Consider the following 21,025-nt stretch of genomic DNA (forward strand, 5'->3'; position numbering starts at 1 on the left):
CTGACTGGAAGGATGCCGAACATGACCGTCGATAATATCTATGACGTGGTGATCGTCGGCTCTGGCGCGGCCGGGCTGACCGCCGCGATCACCGCCAAGAAGAACGGCCTGTCGGTCGTGGTGCTGGAAAAGGCGCCGGTCTTCGGCGGCACCACCGCCTTTTCCGGCGGCGTCGCCTGGATCCCCGGCAATCCGCATTTCCAGGACCGCCCGGACGCCGAGGGGGGCACCAGGGTGGATCGCGCCGCCGTCCACGATTACATGCGCCACGAGGCCGGCAACAAATACGACGCCGCCTTCGTCGATGCCTATCTGGATTACGGCCCAAAGATGCTGCGCTTCATGGAGCGGGAGACCGAGGTGGAATTCACCCCCTCGCTTTACCCCGACTATCACCCCGAGGCGCCGGGCGGGGCGCAGATCGGCCGCTCGGTGACCGCCGCCGCCTATGACGGGCGCCGGCTGGGCAAGGAGTTCAAGCGCCTGCGCCAGCCGCTGAAGACGATCACCTTCATGGGGATGATGTTCAACTCGTCGAACAACGACCTGAAGCATTTCTTCAACTTCACCAGGTCGCCGGTCTCGGCCGCCTATGTCGCGAAACGGCTGGCGGTACACATCGCGCATCTGGCGCGCTACGGGCGCGGCGTGCAGCTGACCTCGGGCAATGCGCTGGCGGCGCGGCTGGCGAAATCGGCCCTGGATCTGGGCATCGAAATCGTGACCGAGGCGCCGGTCGCCGAATTGCTGCATCAAGACGGCCGCGTCGGCGGCGTGGTCGCCAGCATCGACGGCCAGCGCCGCGAGATCCGCGCGGCGCGCGGCGTGGTGCTGGCGGCGGGGGGCTTTGCCCGCGACCTGGCCCGGATCAAGGCGCTCTATCCGCATGTCCGGGAGGGCGGCGAGCATTTCACGCCCGTCCCCGAAGGCAATACCGGCGACGGCATCGCCCTGGGCGAACGGGCCGGCGGGCACCTGTCGCAGGGCCTGCCGAACAGCGCCGCCTGGATGCCGGTGTCCAAGGTGCCCTTTCCGGGCGGCGCCATCGCCTTCCCGCATCTGGTCGACCGCTACAAGCCCGGCTTCATCATGGTGAATCCGGCCGGGCGGCGCTTCGTCAACGAAAGCCATTCCTATCACGATGTCGGCGCGGCGATGATCGAGACCTGCCGCGGCCTCGGCAGGACCGAGGCCTGGCTGATCGCCGATCACCGCACCATCCGCAAATACGGCATCGGCTTCGTGAAGCCCTATCCGATGCCGCTGGGGCCGCATATCCGCAACGGCTATCTCAGACGCGGCAAGACCATCCAGGATCTGGCCCGCCAGATCGGCGTCGACCCCGAGACGCTGGCGAAAGAGGTCGAAACCTATAACGACAGCGCGCGGCGGGGCGAGGACCGGCAGTTCGGCCGCGGCAGCTCCGCCTTCAACCGCTATCTCGGCGATGCCAACCACAAGCCCAATCCGAATGTCGCGCCCGTGGAAAACGGTCCTTTCTATGCCTTGCATATCGTGATGGGCGATCTGGGCACATTCCCCGGCCTGGTCACCGACACGCAGGCGCGGGTGCTGGATGGCGACGGCACCCCGATCCCGGGCCTCTATGCGGCGGGCAATGATGCGGCCTCGATCATGGGCGGCGCCTATCCGGGCGCGGGCATCACCATCGGCCCGGCCATGACCTTCGGCTATGTCGCCGGGCTGTCGCTGGCCGGACGCATCGCCGATCACCGGGCCGGTCAGGCCGCGGAATGACCCCAAGGGAGAGCCAGATGTTCACCGCCCCCGCCGACCGCCCGCTGATCAATCTTCGCTGCTATACCATCGCGCCGCGGAAGATGGGCGAATTCCTCGAGGTCTTCGACCGGCTGGCCATGCCCGTGCTGATCCGCAGCCTCGGCGCACCGATCGGTTTCTACACCAGCACGGTCGGCACGCTGAACCAGGCCGTGCATCTTTGGGCCTACAAGGACATGGCCGACATGGAGGCCCGCTGGCAGGCCCGCGACACCGATCCCGATTTCGCCGAATACCTGCGGGCATCGGCCCATCTGATCGTCGCGCAAGAGGACCGGCTGCTGAAGGCCGCGGCCCTGCCCTCGCTGGCCGGGGCCTAGCGGTCCGGGCCGGCGCGGCGTTGCGCGTCTTCCTCGACCTTGGGCAGATTGGCGATCAGGCGATGGAAATAGCTCAGCAATTGCTCGGTCTCGGCGGCGTCGAAGCCGGACAGAAGCGCGCTCTCGCGGGCGCGGGCGACGGGCAGCACCGCGCGATGCAGCTCCAGCCCCTCGCGGGTCAGGTTGGCTTCGCGCCGGCGACGGGCGCCGTCGCGCATCTCGACCAGGCCGCGCTTTTCCATCGCGGTCAGCGCCCGGCTGATCGAGCTTTTGTCCAGGCCGATGGAATTGGCCATGGCGATGACGTTCGACCAGGGCTCGACTGCCAGATGGCACAGGATCCGCCATTCCACGACGCCGATCTGGAAGCGCTGGTGGTATTCCTGCGAGGCCCCCGCCCCCAGCCGGCTGGAAAAGCGGGTGCTCAGCGCGCCGATGCAGCGGTTCAGGTCGAAATGATCGGATTGCATGCGGGTCTCCTTGCCCCATGCCTAGCGGATTTTTCGCCGCTGCCAAGCCCCCCAATCGCCGCCGTCCGCGAGAAACAGCGCCCCGGACCAGCCGGCATCGCAACCAGAATGAGCAAAGGAGAACAGGAATGAACTGGCTTCAACTCGAAGGAAAGATCGTCGTGGTCACCGGCGCGGCCGGCGGCATCGGCCAGGCTCTGGCACGCGCCTTCGCGAGCCAGGCTGCCCGGGTGGTGGTGCTGGATCGCGATGCCGCCGGGCTGGAGGCGCTGGCCCAGGATCTGGGCAACGGCGCCTTCGGGCTGGCCTGCGACATCTCGCGTCCCGAGGAGATCGCCGCGGCGGCGGACAGGGTCGAAGCCGAAGGCGGGGCGGATGTCCTGGTGAACAATGCCGCCATCCTGCGTGCCGGCCCCCTGGAAAGCGTCGCCGAGGCCGACTGGTCGGCCATGCTGCGCATCAACCTCACCGGCTATCTGCTGATGGCGCAATCCTTCGGCAAGGCGATGCTGGCACGGGGTGAAGGCGCGCTGGTCCATATCGCCTCGATCGCCGGCAGCCAGCCGCAGCCCGCGAGCGGTGCCTATTCGGCGTCGAAGGCGGCGACGCTGATGCTGTCGCGGCAGCTGGCGCAGGAATGGGGGCCGCGCGGGGTGCGATCGAACTGCGTCAGTCCCGGCCTGGTCCGCACGCCCCTGTCGGAAGCCTTCTATGCCGATCCCGAGGTGAAGGCCCGGCGCGAGCGGATGGTGCCGCTGCGCCGCATCGCCACGCCCGGGGACATGGCCGATGCCGCGCTGTTCCTGGCCTCGCCCCGCGCCTCTTATGTCACCGGCCAGGACATCGTCGTCGATGGCGGCCTGTCGCAATCGCTGATGGGGCTGGTGCCGCGCCCGGGATATTGAGGCGACACCGGAATGCCTGTCGCGGCGGTCAGTCGGTGAACCTGTCGCGATAGGCGGTCGGGCTCTGCCCCGTCATCACCCGGAACCGGCGCGAGAAATAGGACGGGTCGGAAAAGCCCAGCCGATAGCCGATCTCGGCCACCGACAGGCGGGTAAAGGCCAGAAGCCGGCTGGCCTCGGTCATCACCGCCTTCTCGATATGGCGCGAGGCGCTTTCGCCGGTCGCGGCGCGGCAGATCCGGTTCAGGTGCCCCGGCGTGATCGACAGGGCCGAGGCATAGTCGGCCATTCCCCAGCCTTCGCCCAGATGCTGCGCGATCAGCCGGTCCAGCACCAGCATCCGGCGCTGCGCCAGCGAGGCGATCGCATCGCCCTGCCGGGCGGCGATCCCGGCGATCGCCGCCAGCAACGCCTGCGCCAGCGACGCGAGCAACGCGGCCCGAAAGGCGCCGGTCTCGCCGAATGCCGCATGGATCTGTTGGCCAAGCCACATCACCCGCGCATCCGCACGGCTTGAAAACGGCCTGGACAGGCGCAAAGCCAGCTCGTCCGACCCGGCCGAGACCGCCGCCGCGACCGTCAGCGGAATCGAGAGCACCAGCCCCTCGCTGCCTTGCCGGAACTTGAACCCATGCACGGATCGTGCCGGCACGAACAGGAACTCCCCGTCCTCCACCCTTCTGCCCTGCCCGTCGATCTGGGCCTGGGCCTGCCCTTGCCGCATCAGGAAGACCTGGACCATCTCGCGGTGGCGATGGGCCGAGATCTCCCAGTCATGCAGCCGCGCCCGGTCCCAGATCCGCTCGCAATGCACCACGTCCGGAAAGGCCGAGGTCTCGCCGAACAGGGTGAAGACCGGAATTTGCGACGACAAGCCCATGCAAGAATAATACCATCCGACGCCGCCGGCGTCCATTCGCACACCGGCCAGCAAGGCCCGGACAGGAGGATCATCGCCACGAACATCCAGGCCGTCATCATCGGCGGCCGGCCTTCGGGCCTGCTGCTGCCGCAGCTTCTGAACCGCGCCGGCATCCTGGAATGGGGCAGCGTCGCGCTGCTGCGCGAGGCCGGGATCGGCGCCCGCCTGGAAGCCCAGGGCATCCTGCATGACGGTCGAATCGTGCAGTCACGCCGATCTAGAAAATAGTAAGGCGGGGCCGGAAAACCGGCCCCGCAAAATCAACGGCTTGGAAAAGCTATACCCCGATCTCGGCCGAAACTACCTCGAGCGGGCACCAACTTTCGCCCGATTTACACTTCAATGCGTCCAGGGCGCGCGACGGTCGCTGGCGAAGTTCTCGCCATAGCCGCGGGAGCGGATGTTCGGGGCGCGGGTATGCGGCTCGATCACCTCATAGTCCAGGCCGTTTTCGCGGGCATAATCCTCGGCCTGCTTGCGGGTCTCGAAGCGCAGGCGGATCTGGCTCTGGGTGTCGTCGCTGCTGGTCCAGCCCATCAGCGGGTCGATTTCGCGCGCATCGGCGGCCGGAAAGACCAGCAGCCATTCCTTGGTGCGGGCCGTGCCGGATTGCATGGCGTTGCGGGCGGGCTTGTAGATGCGGACGCGCATGGCGGGAACTCTCTGCTCTTGCTTGTCGCCTTATCCCCGATGCAGGCCGGGCGATCAAGATGCCCGGCGCGCGATTTCCCGCCACGCAGCCCGGATTGCCGCGGCGAAAGCGCGCGATCTTCGCCCGCCGGGCTTGCATCGCGGCGCGAATGCGCCAGATTCAGCCAGGCAGGAACAAAGGTGAAACCATGGGTCACAACAACACCAACGCCCCCGTCGCGCGCTTTGCCGAGGTGACCCGGCCCAAGCTCGAGGGCGGCCGGCGCTTCGTCATGCGTTCCGAGTTCCAGCCCGCCGGCGACCAGCCCACCGCCATCGCCGAACTGTCGCAGGGCGTCATGGCGGGCGAACGCGACCAGGTGCTGCTGGGCGCCACCGGCACCGGCAAGACCTTCACCATGGCCAAGGTGATCGAGGCAACGCAGCGCCCGGCGATCATCCTGGCGCCCAACAAGACGCTGGCGGCCCAGCTTTACGGCGAGTTCAAGGGCTTCTTCCCCGAAAACGCCGTCGAATATTTCGTCAGCTATTACGACTACTACCAGCCCGAGGCCTATGTGCCGCGCAGCGACACCTATATCGAGAAGGAATCGCAGATCAACGAGGCCATCGACCGGATGCGCCATTCGGCCACCCGGGCGCTGCTGGAACGCGACGACGTGATCATCGTCGCCTCGGTTTCCTGCATCTACGGCATCGGCTCGGTCGAGACCTATTCGGCGATGACCCAGGACATGGTGGTCGGCCAGCTCTACGACCAGCGCGAATTTTTGGCCGAGCTGGTGGCGCAGCAATATCGCCGGCTCGACGCCGCCTTCCAGCGCGGCGGCTTCCGCGTGCGCGGCGACGTGGTCGAGGTCTGGCCGGCCCACCTGGAAGACCGGGCCTGGCGCTTTGACTTCTTCGGAAACGAACTTGAATCGATTACCGAATTCGATCCTCTGACCGGCGCCAAGACCGACAGCTTCCAGCAGATCCGCATCTATGCCAACAGCCACTATGTCACCCCTCGCCCAACTTTACAGCAGGCAATCAAGGGGATACGCGCCGAACTTCAGACACGACTGAAACAGCTCGCCGACGAAGGCAAGCTGCTGGAGGCGCAGCGGCTTGAACAGCGCACGAACTTCGATCTGGAAATGCTTGAAGCCACTGGGGTTTGCAACGGGATCGAGAACTATTCCCGCTATCTGACCGGCCGCGCGCCGGGCGAGCCGCCGCCGACGCTGTTCGAGTTCATCCCCGACAATGCCATCGTCTTCGCGGATGAATCCCACGTCTCGGTGCCGCAGATCGGCGGCATGTATCGCGGCGACTTCCGGCGCAAGTTCACACTGGCCGAACATGGCTTCCGCCTGCCCAGCTGCATGGACAACCGGCCGCTGAAATTCGAGGAATGGGACGCGATGCGCCCGCAATCCGTCTTTGTCAGCGCCACCCCCGCGCAATGGGAACTGGACCAGACCGGCGGCGTCTTTACCGAGCAGGTCATCCGCCCCACCGGCCTTCTGGACCCGCAGGTCGAGATCCGCCCGGTCGAGATGCAGGTGGACGACCTGCTGGACGAGGTGCGCAAGGTCTCGGCAGCCGGCATGCGCACCCTGGTCACCACCCTGACCAAGCGCATGGCCGAGGACCTGACCGAATACCTGCACGAACAGGGCATCCGCGTGCGCTACATGCACAGCGACATCGACACCATCGAGCGCATCGAGATCCTGCGCGACCTGCGGCTCGGCGCCTTCGACGTCCTCGTGGGCATCAACCTGCTGCGCGAGGGGCTGGACATTCCCGAATGCGGGCTGGTGGCGATCCTCGATGCCGACAAGGAGGGCTTCCTGCGCTCGGAAACCTCGCTGATCCAGACCATCGGCCGGGCGGCGCGGAACGCCGACGGACGGGTCATCATGTATGCCGACCGCGTCACCGGCAGCATGGAACGCGCCATGGCCGAGACCGAGCGCCGGCGCCAGAAGCAGATCGCCTATAACGAGGCGCATGGCATCACGCCGCAGACTGTGCGCAAGAATGTCGAGGACGTGCTGGCCGGGCTGTGGCAGGGTGATACCGATCAGGCGCGCATCACCACCAAGGTCGCGAAACCGCTGGTCGGCGCCAATCTGGCGGCCCATCTGGACGCGCTACGGGCCCAGATGCGCAAGGCGGCCGAGAACCTGGAGTTCGAAGAGGCCGCGCGACTGCGCGACGAGGTCAAGCGGCTGGAGGCGGTCGAGCTGGCGATTGCCGACGACCCGCTGGCCCGGCAATCCGCCATCGAGGAGGCGGCCGAGGCGGCGGTCAAGTCCTCGGGGCGCTCGACCGCCGGGCGGGCCGGGCAGCGCGGCGGCAACAAGCGGTCGCGCCGCCGCGGTTGACCGCCGGGGCGGAAATCGCGGGAGGCAGCGCCCGCCCCGGCGCCCCGGTCAGCTGCAACTGACCGAAAGCAGCTTGCCGCGGCTGTCCACGATGAAGGTCAGCCGGTCCTGGATCATCTCCATCGTCATCGGCCGGTCCTCGCGGGCGATGCGATACATCTGGCCCTCGGGCACCGAGATGGTGGGCGAGGTCTGGCCGATCAGGTGGCTGTAGCGCGCCGCACCGCAGGGATCGACGGAGACGGTTTCGGGTTCGGGGGGTGGCGGGGCCTCGGGCGTGCAGGCGGCCAGGGCGAAGGGGGCTGCCAGAACGGCAAGGGAAAGCGGGAGTTTCATCTTGACCTCATGAGTCTGGACTTACTGCCCACGCAACCCATGAGGCGGCGGTTGGTTTCCCTTAACCCCCGACGATCGGCGGATTTCCGCGAATGGCGGTCAGCCCAGCGCGGCCAGCACCTCCGCGGCCAGCGCCTCGACCTCGGCCCGGGCGGTGGCATTGCGTGCCGTCTCGCCCGCGCCCAGCCCCTGCCCCAGCGCCTCGGCATAGGCGACGCGGTTGGCAATCTGTGCGGCGGCGACCTCGGCCCCCAGCGCGGCGGCGCCCTCGGCCACCTCGCCGGTCAGCCGGGCATGCGAGCGGGTCCGGTTCAGCACGATCAGCGTATCGCATCGCTCGCGCCGGGCCAGGTCCAGCACGCCCTCGGTCGCCCAGAGGTCGACATGGCTGGTCGCCACCGGCACCAGCACCAGATCGGCCACGCGCAAGGCCGGGCGCAGGTCGCTGTCGATCTTGGGCGGCGTGTCGATGATGACGAAATCGAAGCGCTTCTTCAGCTTGTCGGATTCGTAGCTGGCGCCCCAGGCCGACGAGGTGGTGAATTCCAGCGCCTCGTCCTCGCCCCGCCGGTCCAGCCGTTCCAGGAACCAGCGGCCCATGCTGCCCTGCGGGTCGGTATCCAGAAGCGCGACCGAATGGCCGCGCCCGCGCAAGGCCACCGCCAGATTGACCGCGATCGTGGTCTTGCCCGAGCCGCCCTTCTGCTGGGCAATCGTGATGATGCGTCCTGCCATGAGCCCCTCCGTTCCGGCAATCGCCCGACTGTTTTCTACCAGATTAGGGGCTAAGCTTGCGCAATGCACGGCTTTTTCGCAGCCGCAGCATCGGCTTTCCGCATCAGGTCTGCCAAGTATCGACCACCTCGTACATCACCGGCTCGAAATGGCGGCACATGCCATGGATGGCGCGGTTGCGCGTGCGCATCTCGGGGTTGCGCAGCATGGCCTGATAATCGCGCCGGTCGCGCCATTGCGAATAGGTGCAGATGCGGGTCTGGGCATCGTTCAGATGAATCGCGCCCGAGACATAGCCGGGCTGATGCCGGATGACCTGATCGTAAGCCTCGTTCAGCGCGTCCAGCACGTCATGCGCCGTTCCGGGGGTGACCTCGAAGGTGCAGATCACGGTCTGGCCGGTGAATTCCTTGTCGATGCGGGTCATGGTGTTTGGCTCCCTGCTTGGCTGGCTCTGGCCCCAGCTTACGGCGAAGCGCGGAAGGTTGCAGCGGTTTTCCGTCCGCGCCATGGTGGCGGCGCCTGAGCGAAAGGACATGCCATGATTCCGGTCTTCGACGGTCACAACGATTTCTTGCAGCGCATGGTGGCTGCGGGACCCGGCCGCGACCGGCTATGGCTCGAGGGCGACGGCAGCGGCCATCTGGACCTGCCGCGCATGAAGGCAGGCGGCTTTGCCGGCGGCTTCTTCGCCATCTGGACGCCCTCGCCGCCCGGCCCGGACGATGCGCTGGCGGCGATGCTGAAGAAGAACCCGCCCTTCGCCCTGCCCCTGCCGGCCGAGGTGCCGCCGGCCGAGGCCCTGCCCCATGCGCTGGCCCAGGCCGGGCAACTGATGGCGATGGAGCGCACCGGCACGTTGGCAATCTGCAAGACCGCGGCCGAGATCCGCGCCGCCATGGCCCAGGACCGCATCGCCGCCATCCTGCATGTCGAGGGCGCCGAGCCGATCCCGGACCTGGATGCGCTGCATGTCTGGCACGCGATGGGCCTGCGCTCGCTGGGGCCGGTCTGGTCGCGGCCGACGCGCTATGCCCATGGCGTGCCCTTCGCCTTCCCCTCCTCGCCCGATACCGGGCCGGGACTGACGGATGCGGGCAAGGATCTGGTGCGCGAATGCAACCGGCTGCGCATCATGCTGGACCTGTCGCATCTGAACGAAAAGGGCTTCGACGACGTGGCGCGGCTCTCGGACGCGCCGCTGGTCGCCAGCCACAGCTGCGCCCATGCCGTCGCGCCCAGCTCGCGCAACCTGACCGACCGGCAGTTGCGGGTGATCGCCGAATCGCGGGGCCTCGTCGGGCTGAATTTCGCCGTGGGTTTCCTGCACCCCGAGGGCCGGCGCGACCCGATGCATGGGTTCGAGATCATGCTGCGCCATCTCGATCATCTGCTGGAATTTCTGGGCGAGGATGGCGTCGCCCTGGGTTCGGATTTCGACGGTGCCGACATGCCCGTGGACCTGGCCGATGCCTCGGCCTTGCCGAACCTGCTGCAAGCCATGCAGGAGCACGGCTATGGCCGCGATCTGGTCGAAAAGATCGCCTGGCGGAACTGGCTGGACCTGCTGGAGCGAAGCTGGGGCGCCTGAACCTGCCGTTTCAGCCGGCAGGATGCGGGGGCTGTCGATCCGAAACCAAACACTCGGTAAAATCACGCCAGGACCGGCACCCCCATGCGCAAGCACATGCCACAGCCGTTATACACGGAAAAGTTGTCTATTCGGACAGAGTTTCACCTTTAGGGAAAGGACCGCCCCCGGCAGGGCCAGTCGAAAGGCACGGTCAGCCCTCGGTCACGACCGGCGTGACGTCCAACGCATCGGCAAGCGAGCGGAACCGCGCCTCGGCCACCTCGCCCATCAGCGACCGCCCGGTCCTGGTCAGCTTCAGCTCCAGAAGCTTCTTCTTGCGCTGAAGCTTCAGCGTGCCCGCCTCGGCCGGGTCCTTGACCGAGAACATGGCGCCAAAGCGCATCGCCTTGCCCAGGACCTCGGCCTCGCGGATCTCTTTCTCCGAAAGCAGCGCGAACAGCGGCGCCATGGGTGAATTGGCGCGGCTGTTCTTGTAGCGATGCAGCAGCGACAGGCCCAGGAACACCCGCTCGGGATGCGACAGCGCCGCCATATTGGCCCGCGTCACATTGTCGAAACAGGCATCGGCGCGGTAGTCCGGATGGGTGCGCCAGGTCGTATCGTGCAAAAGGCAGGCCGCCTTGACCAGCCGGTCCCGCTCGGGCGGCAGATCGCCGAACAGCGGCTCCAGAAACTGGTAGAGCTTCTTGCCAAAGCCCGGTATCCGCGCCATCTGCCGCTCGGCAAAGCGCGCCGCCTCGATCAGCGGATCGCGCGAGCGCAGGCCCGCCGGCATCTGTTCGTAGAGCAGCCCCTCGCGGATGCCGTAGGAGGAGACGGCCAGAGATTTCGGCTTGAGGCTCTGCACCAGCTGGCGCAGCACCAGGCTGGCCAGCGGCACCAGTTCCATCCGGCTTTGCGAGATGCCGGTCAGCGCCCGCATTTCCGGGATGGTCTTGTCGCCGATCCATTTCACCGTGTCGGCGACGGCCTGCGGCGACATGCGGTACTCGTGCAGCACGGTCATCGGGTATTTCGCCCGCTCCATGTCCAGCCGCGCGATGGCCCGCCACGAGCCGCCGACCAGATAGATCTGCTCATGCCCGCGCCCCAGCCGCTCGGCCGCGTTCTCGATCGTGTCGCGGATATGCTCGCGCAGGCCCGAGGCGCCGCCCTTGACCTGTTGCAACCGGAACGGACCCAGCGGCGTCGAGATGCGGCGGCCGACCTTGCCGTCTGCCACCTCGGCCAGCTCCATCGAGTTGCCGCCGATGTCGCAGACCAGCCCCCTGGCATCCGGCCAGCCCAGCAGCACGCCCTGCGCGGACAGCCGCGCCTCCTCCTCGCCGTCGATGACCAGAAGCTTCATCCCGGTCTCCTTCTCGACCGCCTTGCGGAAGGCGGGACCGTCCTCGGCCTCGCGCACGGCGGCGGTGGCGACACAGGTCAGCGGTTTGATGCCCATGCCCTCGGCCAGAACGGCGAAGCGCCGCAGCGCCGACATGCCGCGGCGCACGCCTTCGGGATGCAGCCGGCCGGTGGTGGCCAGCCCCTGCCCCAGCCCGGCCATGACCTTTTCGTTGTAGAAATAGGCCGGTGAGCGCGCCGCCCCGTCGAATACCACCATGCGGATCGAGTTCGAGCCGACATCGACCACGCCCACCCGGCTCAGCGCCCGTTCCGAGGCGCGCTCGAACAGCGAGCGCCCGAAGGGTTCGATGGTTTCTCCGCTTGCGGTCAAGATGCCGTTCATCGGGTTCCTCTCGATTCCGTTACCGCGCCGGGCGCGCGCCTTGGATGGGGCAATTGCCCCCCTCGCGTCAATCCGTCGAGTGCATCAAAGCCGGAACGTCACGGGCCCCCGCGCTGCCGCGTCCCGACAATGAGGGGTTTTCCATGAAGAACTTGTGACAGCAGAACAGGTCGTCGCGCCCGGCCGGCAGATAGCGCAGATAGCGCCCGTCGGGCTGCAAGAGCCAGCTTTGCGCCTCGTCGGCCATGTTCGCGGCCATGACCTGGCTGGTGATCTGCGCCTTCACCGTCTCGTTGAAGCATTCGACCAGCGCCTCGACCCGGCGGTTCAGGTTGCGGCCCATCCAGTCGGCCGAGCTGATGAAGACCCGCGCGCGTTTCGAGGGCAGGCCGAAGCCGTTGCCGAAGCAGACGATGCGGGAATGTTCCAGGAAACGCCCGACGATGGACTTCACCCGGATGTTTTCCGACAGGCCGGCGATACCCGGGCGCAGGCCGCAGATGCCGCGGATCACCAGGTTGATCCTGACCCCGGCCTGGCTGGCGGCGTAAAGCGCCTCGATCACGTCCTTCTCGATCAGGCTGTTCATCTTGGCCCAGATCTCGGCCGGGCGGCCGCGGCGGGCGAAATCGGCCTCGCGCGCGATCAGCTCCAGCAGCCGCTCCTTGAGGTCGATGGGCGAGATGGCGATGTTCTCCAGCCCGTCGGGCTGCACATAGCCCGACAGGAAGTTGAACACCTTGGAGGCGTCGCGCCCCAGCGCCGGATCGCAGGTGAACAAGGACAGGTCGGTATAGATGCGCGCGGTGATCGGGTGATAGTTGCCGGTGCCGAAATGGGTATAGGTCACCAGCTGGTCGCCCTCGCGCCGCACCACGGCGCTGATCTTGGCATGGGTCTTGTATTGCATGAAACCATAGACGACATGCGCGCCCGAGCGTTCCAGCCGCCGCGACTGGCGGATGTTGGCGGCCTCGTCGAAACGCGCCTTCAGCTCGACCAGCGCCGTCACCGACTTGCCTGATTCGGCCGCCTCGCACAGCGCGTCGACGATCGGGCTGTCGCGCGAGGTGCGGTAAAGCGTCTGCTTGATCGCCAGCACGTCCGGATCGCGCGCGGCCTGCGCCAGGAATCGCACCACCATGTCGAAGGTCTCGTAGGGGTGATGCAGCAGCATGTCCTTTTGCCGGATCGCCGCGAACATGTCGCCGTCATGGTCCTGCACCCGTTCCGGCACCCGCGGGGTGAAGCTGGGCCATTGCAGGTCGCGGCGCGAATCCAGCACCAGTTCGCGCAGGTCGGCCATGCCCAACAGGCCCTCGACCTCGACCACCTCCTCGGGATCGACCTCCAGTTCCTGCATGATGACCCGGCGCAGCCGGTCGGGCGCGCCCGCGGTGATCTTCAGCCGGATGACCGAGCCGCGGCGGCGGCGCTTCAGCGCCGTCTCGAATTCGCGCACCAGATCCTCGGCCTCCTCCTCGACCTCCAGATCGCTGTCGCGCAGCACTCGGAAGGCGCAATGGCCGATGTCGCGATAGCCGGGGAACAGGCTGGGCAGATGCATGAGCAGCAGGTCTTCCAGCCGCAGGAACCGCTTGCCGCCCGGCAGCGGGATGAAACGGGCGATCTGCTGCGGGATCGGCAGCAGCGCCTGCATCTGCCGCCCGTCGCTTTCCCGCGCCAGTTCCAGCGCCAGCGAAAAGCCGGCGTTCGGGATGAAGGGAAAGGGATGCGCCGGGTCGATGGCCAGCGGCGAGACCACCGGGAACACCTGCTCCATGAAATGCCGGCGCAGGAATTCCTCCTCGGCCCGGGTCACGCGGCCGCGCGACAGGATGGTGATGTCGGCCTGCTCCATCTCGCGGCGCAGCCCGTTCCAGACCGCCTGCTGCGCCCCCATCAACCGGCGGGCATCGGCATTGACCAGCGCCAGCTGCTCGGCGGGGGTCAACCCGTCATCGGATTGCGTGGTGTTGCCCTCGCGCACCAGTTCGCGCAGGCCGGCGACGCGCACGGTATAGAACTCGTCCAGATTGGTGGCCGAGATCGACAGGAAGCGCAGCCGCTCGAGCAGCGGCACGCGCGGGTTGCGTGCCTCGTCCAGCACGCGCCAGTTGAAGGCGAGCCAGCTGATCTCGCGGTTGAAGAAGCGCGCCGGCCCTTCGGGCGGACCGTCGGGCAGCGCGCGCGGGGCGGGAAAGGGGGATTTCAGGAAATCGGCCTGGGTCATGTCACGGAGCTTCGGGAAAATGCCCGCGGATCATGCGTCGACCGGGGCCAGCTTGTCCAGAAGCTCGGCCGCCAGGCGCCGGGTGATGGCGCGGCGGTCGGCCAGCGATTCCCGGTCGATGGCGGCGACCAGGCGGCGGGCCAGGTCCAGGTCGCGCTCCATGCGCAGAACCAGCCAGTCCACCACCTCGGGCGCGACCTGGATCTGGCGGTCGGCGAACAGCTTGACCAGCACGGCGGTCAGCATCGCATCATCGGGCGGGCCGAGGATCGCCTGCGCCGCCGTCTCCAGCCGCGAGCGCAGGTCGGGCAGCGCCACGCCCCAGTCGCGCGGCGGCGTCTGCGCGGTAATGAGCAACAGCGCCTGCCGCGCGCCGGCCAGGTTCCACAGGTGGAACAGGCCCTGCTCGGCGGCCGGATTGCCGCCGATCTCATGCGCATCCTCGACCGCCAGCGCCGCGCCAGGGCGAACCAGATCGTCCACGCTTTCGGGGGTCAGCGTCCAGCCATGGCAGACATGGGCGTCCTGTTCCGCGGCCCAGAAGCCGACCAGATGCGACTTGCCCGCGCCGGGACCGCCGACCAGCAGAAGCCTGCCCTGCGGCCAGCGGTCGGGCGCGTCCAGCATTGCCAGTGCGTCGCGATTGGCTGCGGTGATCAGGAAATCGTCGCGCGACGAGGCCGGCGGCATCGTCAGGTCCAGGGTCAATTGTCTGGCCACCGTTCAGCCGTCCTTGCCGCGCAGGCTGTCGCGCGTCTCGGCCCACAGTTCGGAGGGCGAGGGCGGGCCCTCGGCATCGGGGATCTTGCCGGCCTCCTGCCGGTGCTGGTGCTCCTCCAGGAGATGCGCCAGATGCTCGTCGCGCTGGATCTGCGCCACCGCCACGTCGCGCGACATCTGCGCCAGCTGGCGGGCGCGCTCGGTGGTGCCGCGCGGCACCAGTTCGACCAGCGTCGGCGGTGCCGGCGGCGAGGGCACCTCGCGCCCGGTATAGAGGGCGCTTTCCTTGTAGCGCGCCACGGCAAAGCGCACCAGCACCCCAAGCGCCGCCGCCGCCGGCACCGCGACCAAGAGGCCGACGAAGCCGAACAGCGTGCCGAAGACGGTCAGGGCCAGCATCAGCCAGACCGGATGCAGCCCGACATGGCCGCCGACGATCTTGGGTTGCAGATAATTGCCCTCGACGATCTGGCCGATGACGAAGACCACGATCACCGCGCCGATCCAGACCGGCTCGCCCCAGAACGAGAACAGGGCGACGCCGATGGCGGTGGCGCCGCCGACCAGCACGCCGACATAGGGGATGAAGGACAGCGAGGCCGCGATCACCCCGATCGCCACGCCGAAGGGCAGGCCGATCAGGCCCAGGCAGACCGAATAGAAGGTGCCCAGGATCAGGATCACCATGCCCTGCCCGCGCACGAAACCCGACAGCGCCGCGTCGATCTCTTGCCCGAGGCGGCGGACGGTGCCGGCATGCTCGCGCGGCAAAAGCTCGTCCAACCGGTCCACCATATTGTCCCAGTCGAGCAGCAGGTAGAAGGCGACGACCGGCACGATGACGATCAGCATGACCATGCTGACCACGCCCATGACCGAGCCCAGCACGGTGCTGACCAGCTGCCCGCCGCGTTCGCTGATCTGCTGGCCCATGTTGGTGAGCGCGGTGTTGACCGGGCTGCCCTCGGTGAAGATCTCGGGGAATCGGGTCATCAGGAATTGCTGGAGCTGCTGGAACATCTGCGGCGCCGTCTCGATCAGCGCCGTGGTCTGGCGCACCAGCACCGGCACCAGCAGCAAGAACAGCGCCACCACCAGCAAGAGCCCGCACAGCGTGATCACCACGACCGAGACGGTGCGCGACAGGCCCAGCCGCTCGAGCCGGTCGGCCAGTGGGTCGAAAAGATAGGCCACCGCCGCGCCCATGATAAAGGGCATGATGGCATTGCCGAGCCCCCAAAGCGCCAGCAGCAGGACGGCCAGCGCGCCGCCCCAATACAGGATCTGTTTCTGCACCGGCAATTGCATGGGTCTTGTCGCTCCCGTCCCCGCGTTCGCGTTCCTATGTGGACGGTCGCGGCGCGGCTTGCAAGGAAGGGCGTTGCCCCGCTATCCGCTCTGCGCTAACTCGTGCCGGCCCATCATGAGGATTTCGCCATGCGTCTGTCGCACTATTTCATGCCCGTCCTGAAGGAAGACCCCAAAGAGGCCCAGATCGTCAGCCACCGGCTGATGCTGCGCGCCGGCATGATCAAGCAGCAGGCCGCGGGCATCTATTCCTGGTTGCCGCTGGGCTACAAGGTGCTGCGCCGCATCGAGCAGATCGTGCATGAGGAACAGGCCCGCGCCGGCCATATCGCCATGCTGATGCCGACCCTGCAACCCGCCGACCTGTGGCGCGAGAGCGGCCGCTATGACGATTACGGCGAGGAGATGCTGCGCATCAAGGACCGCCACAAGCGCGACCTGCTCTATGGCCCCACCAACGAGGAGATGATCACCGACATCTTCCGCAGCCATGTGAACAGCTACAAGGACCTGCCGCTGACGCTGTATCACATCCAATGGAAATTCCGCGACGAGATCCGCCCGCGCTTCGGCGTCATGCGCGGCCGCGAATTCCTGATGAAGGACGGCTACAATTTCGACCTGACCAAGGAAGACGCGCTGCACGCCTATAACCGCCACCTGGTCAGCTATCTGCGCACCTATGAGCGCATGGGCCTGCAAGCCATTCCGATGCGCGCGGATGGCGGGCCGATCGGCGGCGACTATACCCATGAATTCCTGGTGCTGGCCGAGACCGGCGAATCCGAGGTGTTCTACGACAGCGAGATCACCGACCTGAAATTCGGCGACCGCGCCATCGATTACGACGATGTCGCGCAATGCCAGGCGGTGCTGGAGGAATTCACCAGCCGCTACGCCCGCACCGACGAAACCCATGACGAGGCGCTGTTCGCCCAGGTCCCCGAAGCGCGTCGCCGCCAGGCGCGCGGCATCGAGGTCGGGCAGATCTTCTATTTCGGCACCAAGTATTCCGAGCCGATGGGCGCCACGGTCGTCGGCCCGGACGGCCAGCGCGTGCCGGTGCATATGGGCTCGCACGGTATCGGCGTCAGCCGCCTGCTGGGCGCGATCATCGAGGCCAGCCATGACGACAAGGGCATCATCTGGCCCGAGGGCGTCACCCCCTTCCATGCCGGCATCGTCAACCTCAAGCAGGGCGACGCCTCGACCGACGGCGCCTGCGAGGCGCTTTACGCCGAGCTGAAGGCGCAGGGACTGGACCCGCTCTATGACGACCGGGACGAGCGCGCGGGGGCGAAATTCGCCACCATGGACCTGGTCGGCCTGCCCTGGCGCATCACCGTCGGCCCGCGCGGGCTGGCGGCCAACAAGGTCGAGCTGACCTCGCGCCGCAGCGGAGAATCGATCGAGGTCTCTCCGCAGGAGGCGGTGGCGCGGCTGAAGGAGATCTACCAGCCGGTCTTCGACGCCGCGAAATAGGCCGTCCGGCCGGGCCCGGGGGCCCGGTCGCCGGAGTATTTGGAAAACGGTGAAATCGCGGGGGTGGCGCCTTCCCGGCGCCGCCGGTTCCGGACGGCGCGGCCGGAGGACGAGTGTAGGGGCGCCGTTGCGGCGCCTGGGCGTTGACAAGGTGCGGTTGTGCGGCTTCCCTGCCCCGCAGGTGAACGAGTGGGAGTGCGATCGTGGCAAGGAAGGCGCTGATCACCGGGGTGACGGGGCAGGACGGCTCCTATCTGGCCGAGTTCCTGCTGGAAAAGGGCTATGAGGTGCATGGCATCAAGCGCCGCGCCTCGTCCTTCAACACCCAGCGCGTCGATCACATCTTCCAGGACCCGCATGAGGCCGAGCCGCGCTTCTTCCTGCATTACGGCGACCTGACCGACAGCTCGAACCTGACCCGGATCATGGCCGAGGTGCGGCCGGACGAGGTCTACAACCTTGGCGCGCAATCCCATGTCGCGGTCAGCTTCGAGGCACCGGAATATACTGCCGATGTCGATGCGCTCGGCGCGCTGCGGCTTCTGGAGGCGATCCGGTTTCTGGGGCTGGAAGGGGTGACGCGCTATTACCAGGCCTCGACATCCGAGCTTTACGGACTGGTGCGCGAGACGCCGCAAAACGAGCGCACGCCCTTCCATCCGCGCAGCCCCTATGCCGTGGCCAAGCTCTATGCCTATTGGATCACGGTGAACTATCGCGAGGCCTACGGGCTTTTCGCCTGCAACGGCATCCTGTTCAACCACGAGAGCCCGCGCCGGGGCGAAACCTTCGTCACCCGCAAGATCACCCGCGGGCTGGCCAATGTCGCGCAAGGCGTCGAGAGCTGCCTTTACATGGGCAATCTGGATGCGCTGCGCGACTGGGGCCATGCCCGCGACTATGTGCGCATGCAATGGCTGATGCTGCAATGCGACGAACCCGACGATTACGTCATCGCCACCGGCGAGCAGCATTCCGTGCGCCAGTTCCTGATCTGGACCGCCGAGGAGCTGGGCATGGCGCTGGAGTTCCGCGGCTCGGGCGTGGACGAGGTGGCGGTGGTCGCCTCGGTCTCGGGCGACCTGGCGCCGGCAGTCAGGCCGGGCGATGTGGTGATGCGGGTCGATCCGAAGTATTTTCGCCCGGCCGAGGTGGCGAGCCTGCTGGGCGATGCGGCCAAGGCGCATCAGCGGCTGGGCTGGCGGCCCGAGACCGGGCTGCGCGAGATGATCGCCGAGATGGTCGCTGCCGATCTGCGAAGCGCGCGGCAGCATGCGCTGCTGAAGCATCACGGGCTGGGGCTGCCGGTCTCGGCCGCGGAGCGCTAGATGGCACGGCTGTTCGTCACCGGCGGCCATGGCATGGTCGGCTCGACCCTGCGCAGCCATCCGGGCATCGAGGCCTGGGAGGTGCTGGCGCCCGCGCGGGCCGAGCTGGACCTTTGCGACGCCGCCGCCCTGCGCGACTGGCTGGCGCGGCATCGCCCCGACGCGGTGGTCCATGCCGCGGGCGTGGTCGGCGGCATCCAGGCCAACATGGCCGAGCCGGTGCGGTTCCTGGCCGAGAACGCCCGGATCGGGCTGAACCTGCTCACCGCCTGCCGCGAGATCGGTATCCGGATGCTGCTCAACCTGAGCTCAAGCTGCGTCTATCCGCGCGACCTGGGCCGCGGCCTGTCCGAGGAGCAGATCCTGACCGGCGCGCTGGAGCCCACCAACGAGGGCTACGCGCTGGCCAAGATCATGACCATGCGGCTGGTGGACTATGCCTGCCGCGAGGATCGCAGCCTGCAATGGCACACGCTGATCCCCTGCAACCTCTACGGTCCGCATGACAAGTTCGACCCCCGGCAATCGCATCTGGTGCCGGCGATCATCCACAAGATCCACCGCGCCCGGATCGAGGGCCATGAGACCGTCGAGATCTGGGGCGACGGCTCGGCGCGGCGCGAGTTCATGTATGCCGGCGACCTGGCCGAGGCGATCCTGCGGGCACTGGCCGATCCCTCGGCCCTGCCGCCGGTGATGAATGTCGGGCCGGGTGTCGATCACACGATCAACGATTATTATAATGTCGTGGCTGAGGTGATCGGCTGGCAGGGCCGTTTCATCCATGACCTGGGCAAGCCGGTGGGCATGCGGCGCAAGCTCCTGTCCGTGACGCGGCAGGCGGAATGGGGCTGGGCGCCGCGAACCGGACTGCGCGAGGGCATCGCCGCCACCTATGCCTGGTATCTGGAGCACCAGCCATGAGCCGCTTTCCCCTTGCGACCTCGAGTTGGGACGAGGCGGAACGGGCCGCCCTGCAACGGGTGATCGACTCGGACCGGTTTTCCATGGGGCCGGAGGTCGCGGCTTTCGAGGCAGAGTTCGCCCGCTTCACCGGCAGCCGCCATGCGGTGATGGTGAATTCCGGATCCTCGGCCAATCTCGCCATGGTGGCGGCGCTGCGTTATACGCAAAACCCGGCGTTGCGGCTGATGCCGGGCGACGAGGTGATCGTGCCGGCAGTGTCCTGGTCCACCACCTTCTTTCCGCTGCACCAATACGGGCTGCACCTGAAATTCGTCGATATCGACCGCGAGACGCTCAACTACGACCTTGCGGCGCTGGCCGGGGCGATCACCGAGCGCACCCGGGCCATCATGGTGGTGAACCTGCTGGGCAATCCGAACGATTTCGACGCTCTCCGCGCCATCATCGGCGAGCGGAACATCGTGCTGATCGAGGACAATTGCGAATCGATGGGTGCGACCTTCGGCGGCCGGGAATGCGGCACATTCGGGGTGATGGGGACGTTTTCCACCTTCTTCTCGCATCACATCTCGACCATGGAGGGCGGGCTGATCGTCACCGATGACGAGGAGCTCTACCACATCCTGCTGGCGTTGCGGGCGCATGGCTGGACGCGCAACCTGCCGAAATTCAACCGCGTGACCGGCGAGAAAAGCGACGATCCCTTCGAGGAGAGCTTCCGCTTCGTCCTGCCCGGCTATAACCTGCGCCCGCTGGAGATGTCGGGCGCGCTGGGGCGGGCGCAGCTGGCGAAACTGCCGCGGCTGATCGATGGGCGGCGCGCGAACGGCGCGCTCTGGCAGCAGGCGATGGCCGATCACCCGCTGTTCAGCATCCAGCGCGAGACCGGCGAAAGCAGCTGGTTCGGATTTTCCCTGGTGCTGCGGCCGGAAACGGGCCTGACACGGCGCGAGGTGCTGGCGCGGCTCGACACGCTGGGATTCGAGACCCGGCCCATCGTCAGCGGCAATTTCACCAAGAATCCTGTGCTGCGGCTGATGGATCACAGCCTGCGCGGGCCGATGACCCATGCCGAGGAGATCGACCTTAACGGTTTCTTCATCGGCAATCATCATTATGACATCCGCGACGCGATCGGGATTCTGGCCGGTTTCCGCGCCTGACCGGGTGCTGGACTTGCCGACCCG

Annotated in this window: 20 protein-coding genes; 10 read left to right on the plus strand and 10 right to left on the minus strand. The window is 67.2% G+C overall.

What is annotated here, in order from left to right; genetic code table 11:
- The first annotated feature begins 21 nt into the window (after positions 1–21).
- Positions 22–1,758 (plus strand): FAD-dependent oxidoreductase, encoded by a 1,737-nt coding sequence (locus tag AQY21_RS00635; RefSeq protein ID WP_203416308.1) that lies wholly within the window; start codon positions 22–24, stop codon positions 1,756–1,758.
- A gap of 17 nt (positions 1,759–1,775) precedes the next feature.
- Positions 1,776–2,120, plus strand: a complete 345-nt coding sequence (locus AQY21_RS00640) for an NIPSNAP family protein (protein WP_065169872.1) — start codon at positions 1,776–1,778, stop codon at positions 2,118–2,120.
- Here the strand turns inward: AQY21_RS00640 and AQY21_RS00645 are convergent.
- Positions 2,117–2,590 (minus strand): MarR family winged helix-turn-helix transcriptional regulator, encoded by a 474-nt coding sequence (locus AQY21_RS00645; protein ID WP_058095978.1) that lies wholly within the window; start codon positions 2,588–2,590, stop codon positions 2,117–2,119. The two genes, AQY21_RS00640 and AQY21_RS00645, sit on opposite strands and share 4 nt — an antisense overlap.
- A 128-nt stretch (positions 2,591–2,718) precedes the next feature.
- On the opposite strand from AQY21_RS00645, the gene AQY21_RS00650 reads away from it, so the two are divergent.
- Positions 2,719–3,495 (plus strand): SDR family NAD(P)-dependent oxidoreductase, encoded by a 777-nt coding sequence (locus AQY21_RS00650; RefSeq protein ID WP_058095979.1) that lies wholly within the window; start codon positions 2,719–2,721, stop codon positions 3,493–3,495.
- A 28-nt stretch (positions 3,496–3,523) separates the two neighbouring features.
- Here the strand turns inward: AQY21_RS00650 and AQY21_RS00655 are convergent, their stop codons facing one another.
- Entirely contained in the window at positions 3,524–4,369 is an 846-nt protein-coding gene (locus AQY21_RS00655) for a helix-turn-helix domain-containing protein (RefSeq protein WP_161905854.1), read from the minus strand.
- On the opposite strand from AQY21_RS00655, the gene AQY21_RS30105 reads away from it, so the two are divergent.
- Positions 4,358–4,645: a hypothetical protein gene (locus AQY21_RS30105; protein WP_369807739.1), complete on the plus strand. Its 288-nt coding sequence runs from the start codon at positions 4,358–4,360 to the stop codon at positions 4,643–4,645. The two genes, AQY21_RS00655 and AQY21_RS30105, sit on opposite strands and share 12 nt — an antisense overlap.
- A 111-nt stretch (positions 4,646–4,756) precedes the next feature.
- Here the strand turns inward: AQY21_RS30105 and AQY21_RS00660 are convergent, their stop codons facing one another.
- Complete coding sequence (locus AQY21_RS00660) at positions 4,757–5,068, minus strand: ETC complex I subunit (protein ID WP_058095981.1); 312 nt, start codon at positions 5,066–5,068, stop codon at positions 4,757–4,759.
- Positions 5,069–5,256: 188 nt separating this feature from the next.
- On the opposite strand from AQY21_RS00660, the gene uvrB reads away from it, so the two are divergent.
- A complete protein-coding gene (uvrB, locus tag AQY21_RS00665) occupies positions 5,257–7,443 on the plus strand; it encodes an excinuclease ABC subunit UvrB (protein ID WP_058095982.1) in 2,187 nt (728 codons plus the stop codon).
- Positions 7,444–7,491: 48 nt separating this feature from the next.
- Here the strand turns inward: uvrB and AQY21_RS00670 are convergent, their stop codons facing one another.
- The 3 genes from AQY21_RS00670 to AQY21_RS00680 all read right to left on the minus strand — a co-directional run bounded on the left by AQY21_RS00670 (position 7,492) and on the right by AQY21_RS00680 (position 8,941).
- Positions 7,492–7,779: a hypothetical protein gene (locus tag AQY21_RS00670; protein ID WP_058095983.1), complete on the minus strand. Its 288-nt coding sequence runs from the start codon at positions 7,777–7,779 to the stop codon at positions 7,492–7,494.
- A 99-nt stretch (positions 7,780–7,878) separates the two neighbouring features.
- Positions 7,879–8,514 carry a ParA family partition ATPase gene (gene parA / locus AQY21_RS00675; RefSeq protein WP_058095984.1) on the minus strand — a complete coding sequence of 212 codons (636 nt, stop codon included), beginning with the start codon at positions 8,512–8,514 and terminating at the stop codon, positions 7,879–7,881.
- Between the two features lie 103 nt (positions 8,515–8,617).
- Entirely contained in the window at positions 8,618–8,941 is a 324-nt protein-coding gene (locus AQY21_RS00680; RefSeq protein ID WP_058096031.1) for an antibiotic biosynthesis monooxygenase, read from the minus strand.
- Between the two features lie 114 nt (positions 8,942–9,055).
- Here AQY21_RS00680 and AQY21_RS00685 point away from each other — a divergent pair, with 114 nt between their 5' ends.
- Entirely contained in the window at positions 9,056–10,105 is a 1,050-nt protein-coding gene (locus tag AQY21_RS00685) for a dipeptidase (RefSeq protein ID WP_058095985.1), read from the plus strand.
- 193 nt (positions 10,106–10,298) lie between these two features.
- Here the strand turns inward: AQY21_RS00685 and AQY21_RS00690 are convergent, their stop codons facing one another.
- The 4 genes from AQY21_RS00690 to AQY21_RS00705 form a co-directional block, all read right to left on the minus strand.
- Positions 10,299–11,840, minus strand: a complete 1,542-nt coding sequence (locus AQY21_RS00690; RefSeq protein ID WP_058095986.1) for a Ppx/GppA family phosphatase — start codon at positions 11,838–11,840, stop codon at positions 10,299–10,301.
- A gap of 67 nt (positions 11,841–11,907) precedes the next feature.
- Entirely contained in the window at positions 11,908–14,073 is a 2,166-nt protein-coding gene (locus AQY21_RS00695; RefSeq protein ID WP_058095987.1) for an RNA degradosome polyphosphate kinase, read from the minus strand.
- A 30-nt stretch (positions 14,074–14,103) separates the two neighbouring features.
- Positions 14,104–14,793: a DnaA ATPase domain-containing protein gene (locus AQY21_RS00700; RefSeq protein WP_082657864.1), complete on the minus strand. Its 690-nt coding sequence runs from the start codon at positions 14,791–14,793 to the stop codon at positions 14,104–14,106.
- Positions 14,794–14,796: 3 nt separating this feature from the next.
- Entirely contained in the window at positions 14,797–16,089 is a 1,293-nt protein-coding gene (locus AQY21_RS00705; RefSeq protein ID WP_238986655.1) for an AI-2E family transporter, read from the minus strand.
- Positions 16,090–16,230: 141 nt separating this feature from the next.
- Between AQY21_RS00705 and proS the strand changes: the two genes are divergently transcribed.
- From proS to AQY21_RS00725, 4 genes are all read left to right on the plus strand, one after another.
- Complete coding sequence (gene proS, locus AQY21_RS00710) at positions 16,231–17,583, plus strand: proline--tRNA ligase (RefSeq protein ID WP_058096033.1); 1,353 nt, start codon at positions 16,231–16,233, stop codon at positions 17,581–17,583.
- Positions 17,584–17,786: 203 nt separating this feature from the next.
- On the plus strand, positions 17,787–18,911 hold the full coding sequence (gene gmd / locus AQY21_RS00715) for a GDP-mannose 4,6-dehydratase (protein WP_058095989.1): 1,125 nt from the start codon (positions 17,787–17,789) through the stop codon (positions 18,909–18,911).
- The gene (locus tag AQY21_RS00720) at positions 18,912–19,835 is read left to right on the plus strand and encodes a GDP-L-fucose synthase (protein WP_058095990.1); all 924 of its coding nucleotides are present in this window, start codon (positions 18,912–18,914) and stop codon (positions 19,833–19,835) included. It abuts the gene before it with no gap.
- Positions 19,832–21,001 (plus strand): DegT/DnrJ/EryC1/StrS aminotransferase family protein, encoded by a 1,170-nt coding sequence (locus AQY21_RS00725; protein WP_058095991.1) that lies wholly within the window; start codon positions 19,832–19,834, stop codon positions 20,999–21,001. The genes AQY21_RS00720 and AQY21_RS00725 overlap by 4 nt, the downstream gene beginning before the upstream one ends.
- Positions 21,002–21,025: the final 24 nt, after the last annotated feature.

The sequence above is a fragment of the Paracoccus sp. MKU1 genome (assembly GCF_001447385.1).
Lineage (GTDB): Bacteria > Pseudomonadota > Alphaproteobacteria > Rhodobacterales > Rhodobacteraceae > Paracoccus.